We start from the raw sequence: 16,427 nt of genomic DNA, 5'->3' as shown, positions 1-16,427 counted from the left end.
TTATGGTATCGCTTACTCAGCCGGAACATTTTATTTTAGTTATCGATGATGACGCTATTGCGAGTCAAAGGATCAGTGACTTTATTCATAGCAAAGGTTACAACGTTATTGTTTGTAGTGATCTAGAAGAAGGTTTATTTGAAATAACGCAAAATACGGTTGATTTAATTCTGATTAACTATTGGTTAAAGGATGGTACCGCACTGGCGTTACTGGATAAGTTGAATAAGGATAAAAAAGAAACACCTGTTATCGTCATGAGCGAGACAAAAGAAAATCAATCCGTGTTAGCCTGTTTTAGAATGGGGGTTTTGGATTTTGTTGTTAAACCGATAAATGTTGAAATATTTTGGTACAAGGTTGAATGTTTACTTACCCGGGTGCAACTTCAGCATAAAGTAGAGCATCAAAGAATTGAACTTGAGAAAATGCTTTATGAAAAGGCCCGAGAAGAACACATGGCCCGGCATTTATTTGAGCACTTAGTCAATATTGATAATACTAACTTTGATTTTGTACATACTTACTGCCAAGCCAGTGCCAATTTTAGCGGTGATATTATCCTCAATGGCATAGCGCCTAATGGCAATTTCTTCTTAATTCTCGCCGATTCAACGGGTCATGGCCTGAGTGCAGCCATGCCTATCATGCGTGTTGCCAGTACATTTAGGGCCATGGTTTCAAAGGGATTTTCTTTAGTTACTTTTATTTATGAACTGAATGCTAAGCTCCACCGAGAAAACCCTGAAGACAGATTTGTTGCCTGTATTATTTTAGAAGCCGATTTTAATCGTAATAAATTACACATTTGGAATGGTGGTATGCCCCCCGTGTATATTCAAACGGGGGGAATTGACTGTTTAACAAACCACAATATTAAAGAAACTGACCATTCTCATTCAGTCAGTAATCAATCCATCGATAAATTTAAATCGACAAATATGGCCCTTGGTATTTTACCTCCGCATACTTTTATAGCGGATATTGTTACGGTTGATTTACCATCCCATGGGCATGCTTGTCTTTTTAGTGATGGTTTAATAGAGCAATATACCCATGACGGCAATCCATTTGGCATTGATAAATTAAAAGATCTATTTATTCATTTGTCCGGTGGTCTAGTCAAATATTTAGAGAATAATATGCATGAGTACTGTTCTGCTGAAAATATTGCCGATGACATCACAATTTGTACCTTAGATTTTGAACGATTAAACACTTGGCATCAAGATCGTGATGTTAGTCGTATTAAAGCCATTATGGATGGTGAGTTCTGCTGGGATGTCAGTATTGCAGGGCCTATTTTACTCAGCGCTGATTATTTAAGTTCATTGAATCAGTTTCTCAGCATATTGGGATTTGCGACTAATTTCTGTCAACGGGTTTTTACTGTTGTCGCAGAGTTATTTAGCAACGCCATTGATCATGGTGTACTAAAATTAGATTCTCGACTAAAAAATGATCCAGAAGGCTTCGAACTGTACCATAGTATTAGGGACAGTTTTGCAGATAGGCTCACGGAAAATGATTGGGTAAAAGTGAGCATCATCTGGCGTTCATCGCAGGATGAATTACATATTAGCGTGGCTGACAGTGGCAAAGGCTTTGAGGGTGATGAAAATTTGATGGCGGACATTCCTCAGTTGTCTGGGCGCGGTCTATCGCTGGTGAAAAAATTATCTAAGACATACGAATTAGTACCGCCAGGGAATATAACTAAAGTCATAATGGAATAGCGCATGAGTAAAAGAATATTAATTGTTGATGATTCCGCAGCGATTCGACAAATGGTCGAAGCGACCCTTAAATCGGCTAATTATCAAGTGGTACTGGCCAAAGATGGTCGAGAAGCCCTCGATATCTGTAATGGGCAGAGATTTGACTTCATTCTGACAGACCAAAACATGCCTCGAATGGATGGGCTGACCTTAATTAAATCCTTACGTGCTATGTCGGCATTTATGCGTACGCCGATCATTATGCTCACCACGGAAGCGGGCGATGATATGAAAGCCCAAGGGAAAGCCGCGGGTGCGACGGGATGGATGGTAAAACCCTTTGATCCTCAAAAGTTGTTGGCTATTACGGCTAAAGTGCTGGGTTAACTGCAACGGGGTGCGCTATGTCCATCAATATGGCCGAGTTCCATCAGGTCTTTTTTGAAGAAAGTCATGAACATCTTGAAAATATGGAACAATTGCTATTGGCATTGGACCTTGCTTCTCCCGATCCTGAAGAACTGAACACCATTTTCCGTGCTGCACATTCTATAAAAGGCGGCAGTGGTATTTTTGGTTTTACCGCATTAACCAGTGTCACCCATGTGATGGAAAACCTGCTGGATAAAACGCGTAAGGGTAACTTCCAATTAACGTCATCTATTATCGATTTACTGCTGAGTACTGTGGACACGTTATCCCATATCTTGAGCTTGTACCGCGAAGAAGAGCAGATTGATTGGCAGGAGGTCGAATACAGTAAAAGTCAGTTGGTCGCAGCGTTAAATGGTGAGCCTTTTAGTTCATCAGTTGCGATACGTAATGGTACAGACGCCGCTAGCACTCCCATCATAAATGCAACACTGACCGCACCAGTGGAGGCAGAAGATCTGGGTTTTGGATTTTTTGAAGATGAAATGGCACGTGATATTGCCATCGAAGGTGAAGACTTTGGATTTTTTGATGAGGCTTATCAAGCGGAAGACATCAGCGCTGACAGTGTGGCAAATAATAAAGAGTGTATTGCTGAGCTGTGTGATGTGACAATTGACGATGATGAGTTAGGCTTTGGTTTTTTTGAAGCATTAACGCCAGAATCCTTCGCCAATGAAATCGAGTTATTAAGTTCAAAACCGCTAGTGCAGAAGGTTTATAAGCCTGCGACCACTCGAGCACATCAAGCCCAGGAAACTGGAAGTAGCCAATCCAAAAACACCCTATTTAAAGCCAAAGCGACTGAGCCCACCGTACCTGATTCAACCGTGCCCACGAGTCCTTCTGTGAAAGCAAGCTCGCCTGCAATACTGAGTTCAAATGCAACATCAAACTCATCCGTTGCCCCAAAGCCCAATACCACAGAGGTGAAAACAGCGACTAAAAAATCAGCCACGCCAGCCCAAGATGCCACCTTAAGGGTCGAAACCTCCAAAATAGATACCCTGGTTAATCTCGCGGGCGAGCTGGTGATCACTCAGTCTATGTTGACCCTCATTGGTAACGAGATGACGGGCGATTTAGGTGAGCGACTCAAGACCGCACTCAATGAATTGGAACGTAATACCCGTGAGATGCAAGAAGCTGTGATGTCGGTACGTATGCTGCCGGTATCTTTTGTGTTTAACCGTTTCAATCGTTTGGTGAGGGATCTTTCTGAGCAACTGGGTAAAAACGTCAATCTCGTGATTGAAGGTGGCAACACAGAAATTGACAAGGGAATGATTGAAAAGCTCGTCGATCCGCTGACCCACTTAGTGCGCAATAGTTTAGATCACGGTATCGAAAAACCTGAAAAACGGCTCGCAGCGGGTAAATCCGAAGTAGGTGTGTTATCCCTTAAAGCCAGTCAAAGGGGCGGCAATATCGTTATCGCTGTGCACGATAACGGCGCAGGCTTAAATCGTGAACGCATTATTCAAAAGGCGCGGGAAAACGGTTTGCAAGTGGCTGATAACAGTAGCGACAAGCAAGTTTGGCAATTGATTTTTGCCGCAGGATTTTCAACTGCGGAGGAAGTCACAGATGTGTCTGGCCGTGGTGTCGGTATGGATGTGGTGCGCCGTAATATTGAAGCCTTAGGTGGACGCATTGATATTGAGTCCACTGAGGGCCAAGGCTCAACCTTTGAAATCCAGTTGCCACTCACGCTCGCCATTGTCGATGGTATGACGGTTTCTGTGGGAAATCAGATCTACATTTTGCCCTTAGTGCACATCATAGAATCTATTCAGCCGCAAACGGAACAACTTAAATTTCTCGCCAAAGAAAGACTCTTAAAAGTACGTGAAGAGTACTTACCTCTGCTCAATCTTTATCAGCTGATGGAAATTGAGCCCAATGCCCGCTGCCCAGAAGAGGGCATAGTCGTATTGCTCGAAAGCAACCACAAGCGCTTTGGCCTGTGCGTTGATGCCTTAGTTGGCCAGCAGCAAGTGGTGATTAAAAGTCTTGAAAAACATTATCGCAGGATCCCCGGAGTTTCCGGCGCCACCATCATGGGCGATGGTAGCGTCGCGTTGATCCTCGATGTCGAATCGCTCGCTCTGCACATTAAAAATTAAGGAAATAGCCATGGAGAGTCGATCAACTATGACCGCCAAAGTGGAATACAACGCCCATGATGAGGTGGAGTTTTTAAGCTTTATGTTAGGCGAAGAGCACTACGCCCTTGACATTATGTCCGTCAAAGAAATTCGCGGTTATGAGTCGGTCACTAAAATCGCCAACGCCCCCAGTTTTATAAAAGGCGTGATTAATTTGCGCGGTGACATAGTGCCCATAGTGGATTTGCGGATGAAATTTGCTGTTGGAACAGCCACTTATAACGAGTTCACTATCGTTATTATGCTCAATGTGTTTGAACGTATTGTCGGCATAGTGGTCGATGCCGTCTCCGATGTGATTAAGCTGTCGGCGGAGGAAATTTTACCTGCCCCAGAATTTGGGGTGGCGTTCGATAGCCGCTACCTCAAAGGCTTAGCCACGGTCGAGGATAAGATGATCATTTTAGTAAATATTCAGGCTCTGATCAGCAGTGATGAGCTGGGTCTAATTGATGCAAATAGTCTGACTGTTCAGGAGTAATAATAATGAGTATCTTCAAATTTTTTGGCAATGATGAGGCGCGTGAGCAAAGGGATGAAGAGCGTCAGCGCTATTTTCAGCTACTCGATAACAGTGGCAACAGCTTTATGATCGCTGACAGTCAGCGCAATATTATTTATGCGAATAAAGCCGTCGTCCGTTTACTGCAAGAGGCAGAGGACGATATTCGTAAAGAGTTACCTCAGTTCTCTGTTGCCAAACTGATTGGCAGTAATATCGACATTTTCCATAAAAATCCCGCACATCAGCGCAATTTATTAGAGCGTCTAACCCAATCCCATACCGCGCAAATCACCATAGGCAAACGTACTTTTAGGTTGATTTTGACGCCGATTATCACGGCTGAAAATAAGCATTTAGGCACAGGTGTTGAGTGGATAGACCGCACCGAAAGTATCGAAGCCGAGCGAGCAACTCAGCGCATCCTCGAAGCGCTCAATAATACCAGTACCAACGTCATGATAGCCGATGCTAACCGTACGATCATTTATATGAATCGCTCGGTCGAAACTATGTTGCGCCATTCTGAAAGTGAGATCAGACAAGCCTTACCGCATTTTTCCGTAGATAAAATCCTCGGCAGCTCGATGGATATCTTCCACCGCAATCCTGCTCACCAAGCAAGTTTACTCGATAAATTAGACCGTAAATATGAATCGCTTATTAAGGTCGCGAGTTGCCATTTTCGCTTAACCGCCAGCCCGATTGTGTCTAAAGAAGGTGAGCGCTTAGGGACTGTTGTTGAGTGGCTCGACCGCACCATTGAAGTCCAAACCGAGCAGGAAATTTCCCGCATAGTCACAGCCGCAGCTGCGGGTGATTTCTCCCAAAGGGCGGAAACAGATGGTAAGCAAGGTTTCTTTTTAATGCTGGCGAACAATTTAAATTCGTTAATTGAAACCTCGGAACGTGGATTGCAAGATGTGGCGCGGGTGCTGATGGCGCTGGCGGATGGCGATTTGACCACTCGCATTTATAACGACTATGAAGGCACCTTTGATGATTTGAAAAATTACTCAAATCAAACTGCTGAAAAGTTATCCTTTATGATCCAAGATATCCAGCGAGCGGCAGATACCATCAATACCGCCTCGGCAGAAATAGCCCAAGGCAACGCCGATTTATCCAGCCGCACCGAAGAGCAAGCTTCGAACCTAGAGCAAACCTCGGCCAGCATGGAGGAGCTCACAGGTACAGTGAAACTCAATGCAGATAACGCCAGTCAAGCCAATGCGTTAGCCTCCAAAGCTTCGGAAGTCGCGGTGGACGGTGGTGAGCTTATCCAGCAAGTGGTGCAGACCATGGCATCGATTAATGAATCGGCGCGTAAGATTGCCGACATCATTGGTGTTATCGATGGTATTGCATTCCAAACCAATATCTTAGCGCTTAATGCCGCGGTAGAAGCCGCGCGGGCAGGAGAACAAGGGCGCGGCTTTGCTGTGGTCGCATCAGAAGTGCGCAGCTTAGCCCAACGTTCGGCCAATGCCGCTAAAGATATCAAGGCATTGATTTCAGATTCTGTGTCTAAAATCGAGAGTGGCAACAGCCTTGTCGGTAAGTCCGGCGATACCATGAAGGAAATCGTCATCGCCATTCAACGGGTGAACGACATCATGGCGGAGATAGCTTCAGCCTCTAATGAGCAGGCCATAGGTATCGATGAGATCAGTAAAGCCGTAGTGCAAATGGATGAAATGACGCAGCAAAACGCCGCCTTGGTTGAAGAAGCGGCCGCTGCAGCTGAAAGTATGCAATCCCAAGCACAACAACTGTCGGACAGTGTTGCCAGCTTTCGCGTAGACGATGAGGATGAAGCCCCAAGGCACAGTAACGCGCGATTAGCAGCGCCTAAAGCGAAAGCGGTGAAACCCCTTAAGCAGCTACAACCTGTAGCAAGAGCAAGGGCTACAGATAAACCTAAAACCAATGCGATGAAGCCCATAAAGCAAGATCAAGATGAATGGGAAGAATTTTAATTGAGCGAAAATAAACCATTGGATCGAGAGTTTGCCTATACCTCGGTGCATTTTAATACCGCAAGGACGACGCTATATCGCTTAGCGGGGATCAAGCTCGCCGATAGCAAGGATGCTATGGTGTATAGCCGTTTAGTGCGGCGGATCAGGACATTGAAATTAGCCGGATTTTCGGCTTATTTTGAGCACCTATTAAGTCATGAAAACGAGCATCAAGAATTTATTAATGCGTTAACCACTAATCAAACGGCTTTTTTCAGGGAACCGCATCACTTTGAGGTGTTAAAACAGTATTTAATCGATAACCCTGATACGCGCAGGATCTGGTGTGCTGCCAGTAGCACAGGGGAAGAACCTTACTCAATAGCCATTGTCGTCGCTGAACATTTCAACAGTTTTAAAACGCCTATCGAGATCATTGCCTCCGATATCGACAGCGGCGTGCTTAAAAAGGCTGAAATGGGCATTTATCCCTTAGACAGGATCGATACTGTCAGCGATATCCGTAAGAAACGGTTTTTTCACCGCGGACGCGGAGCACAGTTGGGGAATGTGCGCGTGGTGCCTGAATTAAAACAAATGATCAAATTTATTCGCATCAATTTACTCGATTCATTTTGGTCGTTAAAAACGCCAATCGATGTGATTTTTTGCCGAAATGTAATGATTTATTTCGATAAAGAAACCCAGGAAGTCATTTTAAAACACATGATGAACTCCCTCAGCGAGGATGGGCTTTATATTGCGGGGCATTCTGAAAATTTCAACATGTTCCCGCAAATTATCACTGCCGTAGGCCAAACAACCTATCGGCCAGTGAAGGGGCTCATGAGTGCTAAAACCTAATATCGAATATGCCATTTCAGAGCCTAATCGTTATCATGACCACCATTTTGGTTGCGATGCAGTGAAGATCTTGCCAGGCGAGTATTTTGCCACCCGTGAAGATACCATGATAGTGACAGTGTTAGGCTCCTGTGTGTCCGTGTGTTTGTATGATCCTAAGCTCAAAATCGGCGGAATGAATCATTTCTTATTGCCAAGCGATAACAGCAATTGCACAGGGGTGCTTGCCGACTCAGCCCGTTACGGTGTATATGCAATGGAGCTATTAATCAACGACTTGCTCAAGCTTGGCGCGCAGCGTAATTCACTCGAAGCTAAGGTGTTTGGTGGCGGCAACATGTTGCGTAGTTTTACTGTACACAATATTGGTGAGCGTAATGCGGAGTTTGTGATTGAATACCTCAATCTCGAAAATATCCCTATCATTGCGGCCGATTTACTCGATGTGTATCCACGTAAGGTGTATTTCTTTCCCCATACGGGCAAAGTGAAAGTCCGCAAAATTAAATCCATGCATAACAGCACAATTCTTGACAGGGAAAGTGAGTACCGTTTACGGGTTCGTAATTTACCTTCGGGCGGCGACGTTGAACTATTTGGTGATTAAGTTATGACGATCAAAGTGTTAGTTGTTGACGATTCTGCGCTGATGCGCAGCTTGCTCGGTAAAATGATTGAGGCAGACTCTGAACTGTCTCTGGTTGGGCTCGCTGCTGATGCCTACGAGGCCAAGGATCTGGTGAATCAATTTCGCCCCGATGTGATTACCTTAGACATCGAAATGCCTAAAGTAGATGGTTTAACATTTTTGGACCGCTTGATGAAAGCCAGACCCACTGCGGTAGTGATGATTTCATCGTTAACCGAGCAGGGCGCGGATGCGACCTTTAATGCCTTGGCCTTAGGCGCGGTGGATTTTATCCCTAAACCGAAATTAGACTCGCCCCAAGGTATCCATGATTATCAGGATTTGATTTTAGATAAGATCAAATCTGCCGCGAAAGCCAAAATCATCAAGCCGCAGAAATTTGTTGAGCCAGTACGCCCTGTTTCAAGTAAGCGACCAGTATTGGCCAATACAACCCTGACTCAGCATTTAGTCGCGATAGGCGCATCTACTGGCGGTACTGAAGCCATTCTTTATGTATTACAACATTTACCCGCGGCTATGCCGCCGATAGTGATCACCCAACATATGCCAGCGGGGTTTACCCGAACTTTTGCGGAACGTTTAAACCGACAGTCACGGATCACTGTCAAAGAAGCTGAGCATGGGGAACGACTCTTACCTAGTTATGCCTATGTTGCACCAGGGGATCATCACCTTGAGATCATCAAAGTGGGTGGTAGTTATAAAGTCAAATTAACCCAAGATGAAAAGGTCAGTGGCCACAGACCTTCGGTCGATGTGATGTTTACGGCCTTGGCCCAATGTGCCGCGCCCAATATCAGCGCGATGATTTTAACCGGTATGGGCAAAGATGGCGCCGAAGGCATGGTGGCGCTACACCAAAAAGGCGTCACTACATTTGCCCAAGATGAACAAAGTTGTGTGGTATTTGGCATGCCACGAGAAGCAATAAAGTGCCGTGCAGTAGATTATGTGGTGGAGTTATCGCAGATGCCGAGCAAGCTCATTAACCATTTAAGCTCACTGTGACCGCCCACGCTGAGTGGGATTAAAAAGTAACGAATAGAGCGTGAGTCTCGCAGGAAGAGCATTACGCCGAACTGATTTGTGCGCTGCAGTGACTCATTCTGTTTAGGGTTAGTCAGTCGGAGAAACCACGAGCTGATTTCTACCTAAACGCTTAGCTTCGTAAAGGTTTTTATCTGCCAGTAACAGGCAATCTTGAAATTCCTCACATTGATCCGAAAAGGCTAAACCGCCGCTGAGCGTCACCTTAAATTCGACGCCATCTTCAACAAATACGATATGGCTAAAGCTTTCACGGATCGCATTCAACTTGGCAATCGCCAGTGGTTTTTGCATATCTGGCAGCACTAACATAAATTCTTCACCACCGTAGCGGCCGGTAAAGTCAGTTTGACGTAAGGATTGTTGTAACAGATGGGCAAATGCCAACAACACCTTATCACCACCGGAATGACCATAAGTATCGTTGACCTTTTTGAAGTGATCTAAATCGAACATAGCGATACAAACTTGAGAGTTAATCCGTTTCGCTACGTTAAAACAGCGTCTAGCAGCTACCAGAATTTGGGTATGGTTTAACAGCCCAGTTAAGCTGTCGCGACTAGCCGAACTGCGAATGTCATGACCCCGTTGAGCACGGGAAATCACCTGCGCGACGAATAAACTCGGCGCGGTTTGCTTTGAAATTAAGTCATCTGATCCCGCTTGTATGATGCTGACTTTATTCTGCATAGTATCGTCAGAGCTCAACACGAGAATTGGGCTCGAGGTGTATTTGTCCAATTGACGGATCATCTTTGCCAGCTCAAGCCCGTTCACTTCGGGCATGTACAAATCGAAGATAAACAAATCAGGCTCAAATTGCTCAAGGGCAGGCAAGACTTGCTCGGCACTCGATAACCCTTTTACCATCAAACCGTGACTGCGTAACAGACTTGAAAAGTAATCCACCATAGATTGTTGATCATCCACCAGTAACACCTTCAAGGGTTGTTTCTCTGACATTTTGAGGGATTGATGGATTTTGCGCACTAATAAAGTGGTCTCAGCGGGTTTGACAAAATATTCGTTGACATTGGCACGAATGGCCAATAGCCGCATGTCAAAATCTCCCCGCGAGGATAAAACAAACACTCGGGTATTATTCTTCTCAAACTCAGTGGCGGCTTCGAACAAGGCCTCTTCAGTCCAATCGGGTAGAATTAAATCTAATAAAATCAGATCAAAGGGCGTTTTATTTTGCACTACCAGAAAGCTCGTGAAATTCAAAAAATGCTGCACACTAAAACCGAACTCTCGCAGCTGCTTTGTGATCATAGCGCCGACATTACCATCGTCTTCTATGATTGCAATATGGTGCTCATGGCGCGCCTTTGATGGTTTATAGGGGCTTTGCTGCATTTGCGCCTCCACTACCGGCGCCGACGGTTGGCCGCGCATATTGTTTTGTAACAACTGGTGGAAGAGGGTATCTAAGCCTTTGATCGTAGGAAGTTCGGGGGCTGGCGCATTGAGCAGCCCCTTAAGCAGCAACTCCAGTTTATCGACTATGTGTTTGGTATCTGACAACCCAAAGGTCTCGCTCGACCCTTTTAAGTTATGCACCTCTCGGTATACGGCAGACAGCATGTGTGCGTCCCAATTTTTACGCAATGAAATCCACAAGGTAATGATTTGTTTCTTTTTATCCGGCAGTGCATGTAGAAACTGTCGTTTAAGTTGCTCTAACGAATCTTCAAAACTCATAGGCAATAGATATCCTAAATAATTGAGCCCTAGGTCTTAATCTCTATGTAGACGCTACGCCAAGACGTTAAAACCCGTTTACTCCCACACTGAAATGGAAACTACTCTGGAGAAGCATGTAACAGATTCAATCAATTGCACTTATCTTTACACTCACTCATAGAGTGTAAACCACTGCAAAAAAAACGATGGGGAAATGCTGAGATTGCATAGGCATTGATAAGAATATTGGGTCGAATAGCCGAAATCAGCACAGTGATCGCGAACAGTATAATGCTAAATATTTTATGCAAAACAGCATGATAATGATGGCATGTATTTTTTATCAAATACGACTGTGATAAGTTAGCGTCTGTAAAAACAATCACTTGTTGCAAAAGGATCGTTGTCAGTGAGCACAGTGTTTTATAATGACCACGCCGAAATACTCGCGGCACAGTATTTGTCTAAAACCTTTGAAGAAGTGCATTCGAGTTGGTTGCATCATCTTTTGCCTCTACTTACTAAAAATACATTGTCGATATTGGATGTGGGAGCTGGTTCTGGCCGGGATGTGTATTATTTAGCCGAAAAAGCACAGGGCAAAAAGACACAAATTATTGCAGTCGAACCTGCGGTTGTTTTAGCGAAAATGGGGCAGGTGTTAACTCGGGATCTACCCGTGCGTTGGATTGAAGATGGTTTACCTCAGTTGCAAAAAGTGGTTGGCCTAGCGCAACAGTTTGATCTGATTTTACTCAGCGCTGTGTGGATGCATTTATCTCCCTCAGAGCGCCCACTTGCACTAGCAACACTCTCACGCTTACTCAATTCGACTGGACTTTTAGTCATCAGTTTGCGCCATGGCCCAAGCCCCGATGCACGCGTTATGCACCCAGTCAGTGCCGATGAACTGCTCACACTTGCTGCAGATTGTCAGCTACGACTTTTAGATTTGAGCCAAGATGAAACCGATAAACTCGGTCGCTCACAAGTGGATTGGCAGACGTTAGTTTTTACACCCAAACTGATGCCAAACGTAAATGCACCTGAAGCAAGCGTTATTATTCAGGAGCGACTGAATGCCGATTGATGCGAGAAGACAAGTTGAATTTATTAGCTATTTACAACGTCTGTTAGTTGAAGGGGATTTCGTTGCAACTTACAAATTTGCCTTACTGCATACGATCGCCGATATCTGTATCGAACGGCCATTAATACTCAATGCCGATCCTGCGCTGAAAACCGCGATCAGTATTGATGATTTGGTAGAGAAGTTTATTGAACTTTACTGGCAACACTCTTTGCCTTTTGGTGCCAATGATGGGTATTTTGTCTTGATCCAAAATAGTGGAAAGCAATCAGCCTTGATCAACAGTTTGATTGAACTACGCCATCAAGGTGTTAACAGTCTATCCCAGTTAAAAGCGCATCTTAGTTATCCAGCTTTATTGCGTAAAACGCGCGGTACGTTTAAAGATGGCCCCTTATGGCGCTTACAAAACTTGTCACGTAATGAAGAATGTTTCCTTTATCCCCATGATAAAACGAAAAATTACATCGAGTTGAATCCGGGGATCGCATTTTGCTTCAGGCGATTTCACGATTTAGTGGTGTCATTGGCTCGTACTCAATGGGTACAAAAAATCGCCGAGTTTCCAGCAAATCAGGTCATTATAGGCAGTAAAGGCAATTTAAGTGAGTTTCTGTTTGGTAGCGACAGACAGACGATCACCTATGCTAGACCTGTACTGCTTGATATCCAAAAAGGCCAATGCTTCTATTGCCAAAAATCATTAAAAGAAACAGGCGAAGTGGATCATTTTATCCCTTGGGCACGATATCCTAATGATTTAGGTCATAATTTTGTCCTCGCACATAGCAGTTGTAATAATCAAAAACGCGATCACCTTGCCGCTCAGCACCATAAAGATAACTGGTATGAGCAAAATATTATCCAGCATGGCCAAACGTTACACTCTGAACTCAGTCGATATTTTGTCTGTGAGAGTGATCGCTCTGAAGCCATTACGACTTGGGCTTATCAGCTAGCAGGACAAAATCGCTCGCCTCTCTGGCTCGATAAAAAGACCTTTGTGCCTTTTAATGCATTAGACAATGACCTGTCAAATACAGCAATTTAGAGCATGCTCACAGTTTTATGGCACTTATTTTTAGCACTCGCCAAGGTAAGCAACTGTGCTGCAATTGAATGAGCAACGCTGCCAAGCTAAAGTAATCAATGAACTATTTACATGTTATCTTGGTGGCATTACATTTTATCTTCATTGATTTTGTTACCTGTTGATAGTAAAGGTTTAATTTCTGCCAAGGTAATTGATTTCAAAGAGAATAAGGAGTATTTGGTGGATATATATGGCGCACTCGTTCAGTGACAACAAGCAGATGAATGCACCATGGAATTTATTGATAATACATGTCTAGTTTTGGAGGTTCGATGATGAAATCGATTTTCTTACTGCCCATATCTGTCCTTGTGCTGATAGGTTGTACAACGCCTAAATCGCCGAGCGAAGTGTATGACGAGTACAATGCTAAGGTACAGAAGGGGATGAGTTATCAAGAGGACAAGGCTTACTATACCCAACGTAAGCAAGCGGATGTTGAGTCTAAGTTCCCACAGTATATGCAGCAGATGAAGCTGTCCCGCGATGAAGTGATCGCATCTTATCTTTCATTTTCAAAAGCGGCTGCCAAGTGCAAAGCACTCACCTTAGTGTCGCAGATGATAGAAGGGGATACGGCCGTTCTTGAATATGCACAAAAAGATCTCTGTGGTAATGCATCGGAGGCGAATGAAAAACAAAGAATTAGCATGATAAATGAAGGTGGTTGGAAAATTGATGAGCTCCAAATTAGTCTCTAAATCATTTGGAATGTCGTATCAATGACAGGATTTTATGAGTTTTTTAGCCTGCCAAACGGAGTTGAGGTTACTTGCCCCCATTGTGCTGGCTGCGCCACTTTTACCTTTGCCCATGTTTTTCGTTTAGAGAAAAAAGATGTGCATTTATTTGAGGGTAGGCAGTTTGAGATCAAGCTGTTTAATCAAAGGTTTGCCCATAAATGGCCAGGTGTGCTGTTTTTCCCTCCGCTATTGGATGCTTCTTGGCGGGAAAAATTGCCAGAAAAATACCAAGGTACTTCGACTTGGGAACATAGGGCAAACAGTGCTTTTACAGATGGTACAGATCTTGGTCTTATTTGTTGTTATCAGTGTATGGCAAAACAGAAACATCGACTTGAATGGCCCAATGACGCATTTTATTCCCTTGAGTTTAAAGGTCATTCACTTTGGGCATTTAATAAACAGATGATGCTTCAGATCCGTGATTATATTCAAGCCCAAGATCGCGATGCGGTATTCGAGTCTGAGCCGATAGTCATTCGACATTTGCCGACAATTTTTAAACTGGCTAAAAATCGCGAGATATTGGTTAAAAAAATTAATAAGCTAATGAGTAACTAGTCAGATTTAGCCCAACAAAAAGTCGTCACAGGATAACCAATGACGACTCTTTAATGCGATAACGCTCGGTTAATCGGCGTAAGTTAGCCTAATAACATTACGCGCTCTTTCTCGCTTCCATTTCAGCTTGGCTTGAAAGGTACTCATCGAAAGTGCCCTGGAAGTTAATCACTTTTTTATCTTTAATATCAATGATACGTGTTGCGAGTGACGATACAAACTCACGGTCATGACTGACGAATATCAAAGTGCCTTCAAAGTCTTTCAACGCATTATTGAGTGCTTCGATGGCTTCCATGTCCATGTGGTTAGTCGGTTCGTCCATGATCAGCACATTGATGTCTTGCATCATTAACTTACCGAATAACAAGCGGTTTTTCTCACCGCCTGAACAGTTACGGGCTTTCTTGTTCGCGTCATCTTCGGTGAACAGCAGACGGCCTAACATGGCGCGTACCATAAGATCGTTGTGCTTAGGTTGGCGCCACTGTGACATCCAATCCATTAACGTGTAGTCATTATCAAATTCGTCACTGCTGTCTTGTGGACAGTAGCCGATTGATGCGTTTTCTGACCACTTGATCACGCCTTTATTATGTTCTAAATCATTGACTAAGCAGCGCAGGAAAGTGGTTTTACCCACGCCGTTTTCGCCGATAATCGCTAATTTTGCACCGGCTTCGAGGATTAAGTCGCCGCCTTCGAATAGCAGCTCACCATCAAACCCGTGGGCCAAATCTTCGAGGATCAGTGCTTGGCGATGCATTTTCTTGCCGGCATCGAAACGAATAGAAGGGTGAATACGGCTTGATGATTTCACTTCATCAAGCTTGATCTTGTCCATTTTCTTCGCGCGCGAGCTGGCTTGTTTTGCCTTAGATGCGTTGGCACCGAAGCGGTTGACGAAGTCTTGCAGTTCTTCGATTTCAGCACTCTTCTTGGCGTTGCCCGATAATAATTGTTCACGGATCAAAGACGATTGTGCGAGGAAGTATTCGTAGTTACCAGGGTAAATGCGCAGTTCGCCGTAATCGATATCGGCCATGTGGGTACATACGGCATTTAAGAAGTGCCTATCATGGGAAATAATGATCATGGTGCATTTGCGTTTGTTCAACTCGGCTTCTAACCAGCTAATGGTATGTATGTCCAAGTTGTTGGTTGGTTCGTCGAGCAGCAAAATATCTGGGTTGGCAAATAGTGCTTGTGCCAACAGGACCCGCAGTTTCCAACCCGGTGCGACTTGTTGCATTAGGCCGTAATGGAAAGATTCTTCAATACCCGCTTCGAGCAGAATTTCACCGGCGCGGCTTTCGGCGCTGTAGCCATCCATTTCGGCAAATTCACTTTCAAGATCGCCAACGCGCATGCCATCTTCTTCGGTCATATTCGGATTGGCGTAGATTGCATCGCGTTCCTGTTTGACTTTCCACAGGGCAACATCCCCCATGATCACTGCATCGATCACACTGTATTGTTCAAACGCGAACTGATCTTGGCTTAGGGTACCGACTTTTAAGCCGGGCGTGATGGACACATTGCCAGAGGTTGGCGCTAACGCTCCGCTGAGGATCTTCATAAAGGTCGATTTGCCACAGCCATTCGCGCCGATCAAACCATAGCGGTGACCGTTGCCAAATTTCGCTGAAATGTTTTCAAACAATGGCTCAGGGCCAAACTGCATCGTGATGTTCGCGGTAGAGATCAAAGGAGCTTTCCTAGGTATTTGCTAACGGGGATTGTGACAAACAAGCCTCAAAATGAAACATGCGCTTCACCCACTCTAAGCCAAAACATTAAAGTTGGGATAATAAGGTCGCGGAGTATACAGACTAAGGGCTAAAGATGCGAGCAAGGATGTGATGCGCAGCTATAAATCGAGCCGTTTCAGTTGCGTTTATTTTGAGGCT

Annotated in this window: 14 protein-coding genes; 12 read left to right on the top strand and 2 right to left on the bottom strand. The window is 44.5% G+C overall.

Annotated elements, in window-relative coordinates:
* The first annotated feature begins 2 nt into the window (after positions 1 to 2).
* From L5M37_RS04050 to L5M37_RS04015, 8 genes are read left to right on the top strand one after another with little or no spacing between them, the layout of a single operon-like run.
* A complete protein-coding gene (locus L5M37_RS04050; RefSeq protein ID WP_263199489.1) occupies positions 3 to 1,736 on the top strand; it encodes a SpoIIE family protein phosphatase in 1,734 nt (577 codons plus the stop codon).
* A gap of 3 nt (positions 1,737 to 1,739) precedes the next feature.
* Positions 1,740 to 2,105 (top strand): response regulator, encoded by a 366-nt coding sequence (locus L5M37_RS04045; RefSeq protein ID WP_028759902.1) that lies wholly within the window; start codon positions 1,740 to 1,742, stop codon positions 2,103 to 2,105.
* Between the two features lie 17 nt (positions 2,106 to 2,122).
* Positions 2,123 to 4,276 carry a chemotaxis protein CheA gene (locus L5M37_RS04040; protein ID WP_263199486.1) on the top strand — a complete coding sequence of 718 codons (2,154 nt, stop codon included), beginning with the start codon at positions 2,123 to 2,125 and terminating at the stop codon, positions 4,274 to 4,276.
* A 10-nt stretch (positions 4,277 to 4,286) separates the two neighbouring features.
* Positions 4,287 to 4,799: a chemotaxis protein CheW gene (locus tag L5M37_RS04035; RefSeq protein ID WP_263199484.1), complete on the top strand. Its 513-nt coding sequence runs from the start codon at positions 4,287 to 4,289 to the stop codon at positions 4,797 to 4,799.
* Positions 4,800 to 4,804: 5 nt separating this feature from the next.
* A complete protein-coding gene (locus L5M37_RS04030) occupies positions 4,805 to 6,799 on the top strand; it encodes a methyl-accepting chemotaxis protein (RefSeq protein WP_263199482.1) in 1,995 nt (664 codons plus the stop codon).
* Positions 6,800 to 7,645 (top strand): CheR family methyltransferase, encoded by an 846-nt coding sequence (locus L5M37_RS04025; protein ID WP_012089259.1) that lies wholly within the window; start codon positions 6,800 to 6,802, stop codon positions 7,643 to 7,645.
* A complete protein-coding gene (gene cheD, locus L5M37_RS04020; protein WP_263199479.1) occupies positions 7,632 to 8,252 on the top strand; it encodes a chemoreceptor glutamine deamidase CheD in 621 nt (206 codons plus the stop codon). The genes L5M37_RS04025 and cheD overlap by 14 nt, the downstream gene beginning before the upstream one ends.
* A 3-nt stretch (positions 8,253 to 8,255) precedes the next feature.
* Positions 8,256 to 9,305 (top strand): chemotaxis response regulator protein-glutamate methylesterase, encoded by a 1,050-nt coding sequence (locus L5M37_RS04015; RefSeq protein WP_105252528.1) that lies wholly within the window; start codon positions 8,256 to 8,258, stop codon positions 9,303 to 9,305.
* A gap of 108 nt (positions 9,306 to 9,413) precedes the next feature.
* On the opposite strand, the gene L5M37_RS04010 is transcribed toward L5M37_RS04015, so the two are convergent.
* Positions 9,414 to 11,048, bottom strand: coding sequence for a diguanylate cyclase (locus L5M37_RS04010; protein ID WP_263199477.1), 1,635 nt, complete (start codon positions 11,046 to 11,048; stop codon positions 9,414 to 9,416).
* Between the two features lie 391 nt (positions 11,049 to 11,439).
* On the opposite strand from L5M37_RS04010, the gene L5M37_RS04005 reads away from it, so the two are divergent.
* The 4 genes from L5M37_RS04005 (at position 11,440) to L5M37_RS03990 (ending at position 14,517) form a co-directional block, all read left to right on the top strand.
* Complete coding sequence (locus tag L5M37_RS04005) at positions 11,440 to 12,120, top strand: class I SAM-dependent methyltransferase (RefSeq protein ID WP_263199476.1); 681 nt, start codon at positions 11,440 to 11,442, stop codon at positions 12,118 to 12,120.
* Positions 12,110 to 13,171, top strand: coding sequence for an HNH endonuclease (locus L5M37_RS04000; RefSeq protein WP_263199475.1), 1,062 nt, complete (start codon positions 12,110 to 12,112; stop codon positions 13,169 to 13,171). Before L5M37_RS04005 ends, L5M37_RS04000 begins: the two co-directional genes overlap by 11 nt.
* A 314-nt stretch (positions 13,172 to 13,485) precedes the next feature.
* Positions 13,486 to 13,914: a hypothetical protein gene (locus L5M37_RS03995; protein ID WP_263199474.1), complete on the top strand. Its 429-nt coding sequence runs from the start codon at positions 13,486 to 13,488 to the stop codon at positions 13,912 to 13,914.
* A gap of 21 nt (positions 13,915 to 13,935) precedes the next feature.
* Positions 13,936 to 14,517, top strand: a complete 582-nt coding sequence (locus L5M37_RS03990; protein ID WP_263199473.1) for a hypothetical protein — start codon at positions 13,936 to 13,938, stop codon at positions 14,515 to 14,517.
* 97 nt (positions 14,518 to 14,614) lie between these two features.
* Here the strand turns inward: L5M37_RS03990 and L5M37_RS03985 are convergent, their stop codons facing one another.
* Positions 14,615 to 16,225, bottom strand: a complete 1,611-nt coding sequence (locus tag L5M37_RS03985) for an ABC-F family ATPase (RefSeq protein WP_131524739.1) — start codon at positions 16,223 to 16,225, stop codon at positions 14,615 to 14,617.
* Positions 16,226 to 16,427: the final 202 nt, after the last annotated feature.

It is taken from the genome of Shewanella sp. SM69 (assembly GCF_025653985.1).
Lineage (GTDB): Bacteria > Pseudomonadota > Gammaproteobacteria > Enterobacterales > Shewanellaceae > Shewanella > Shewanella oncorhynchi.
The sequence above is the reverse complement of the archived record's forward strand: the minus strand, read 5'-3'. Positions and strand labels throughout refer to the sequence as shown.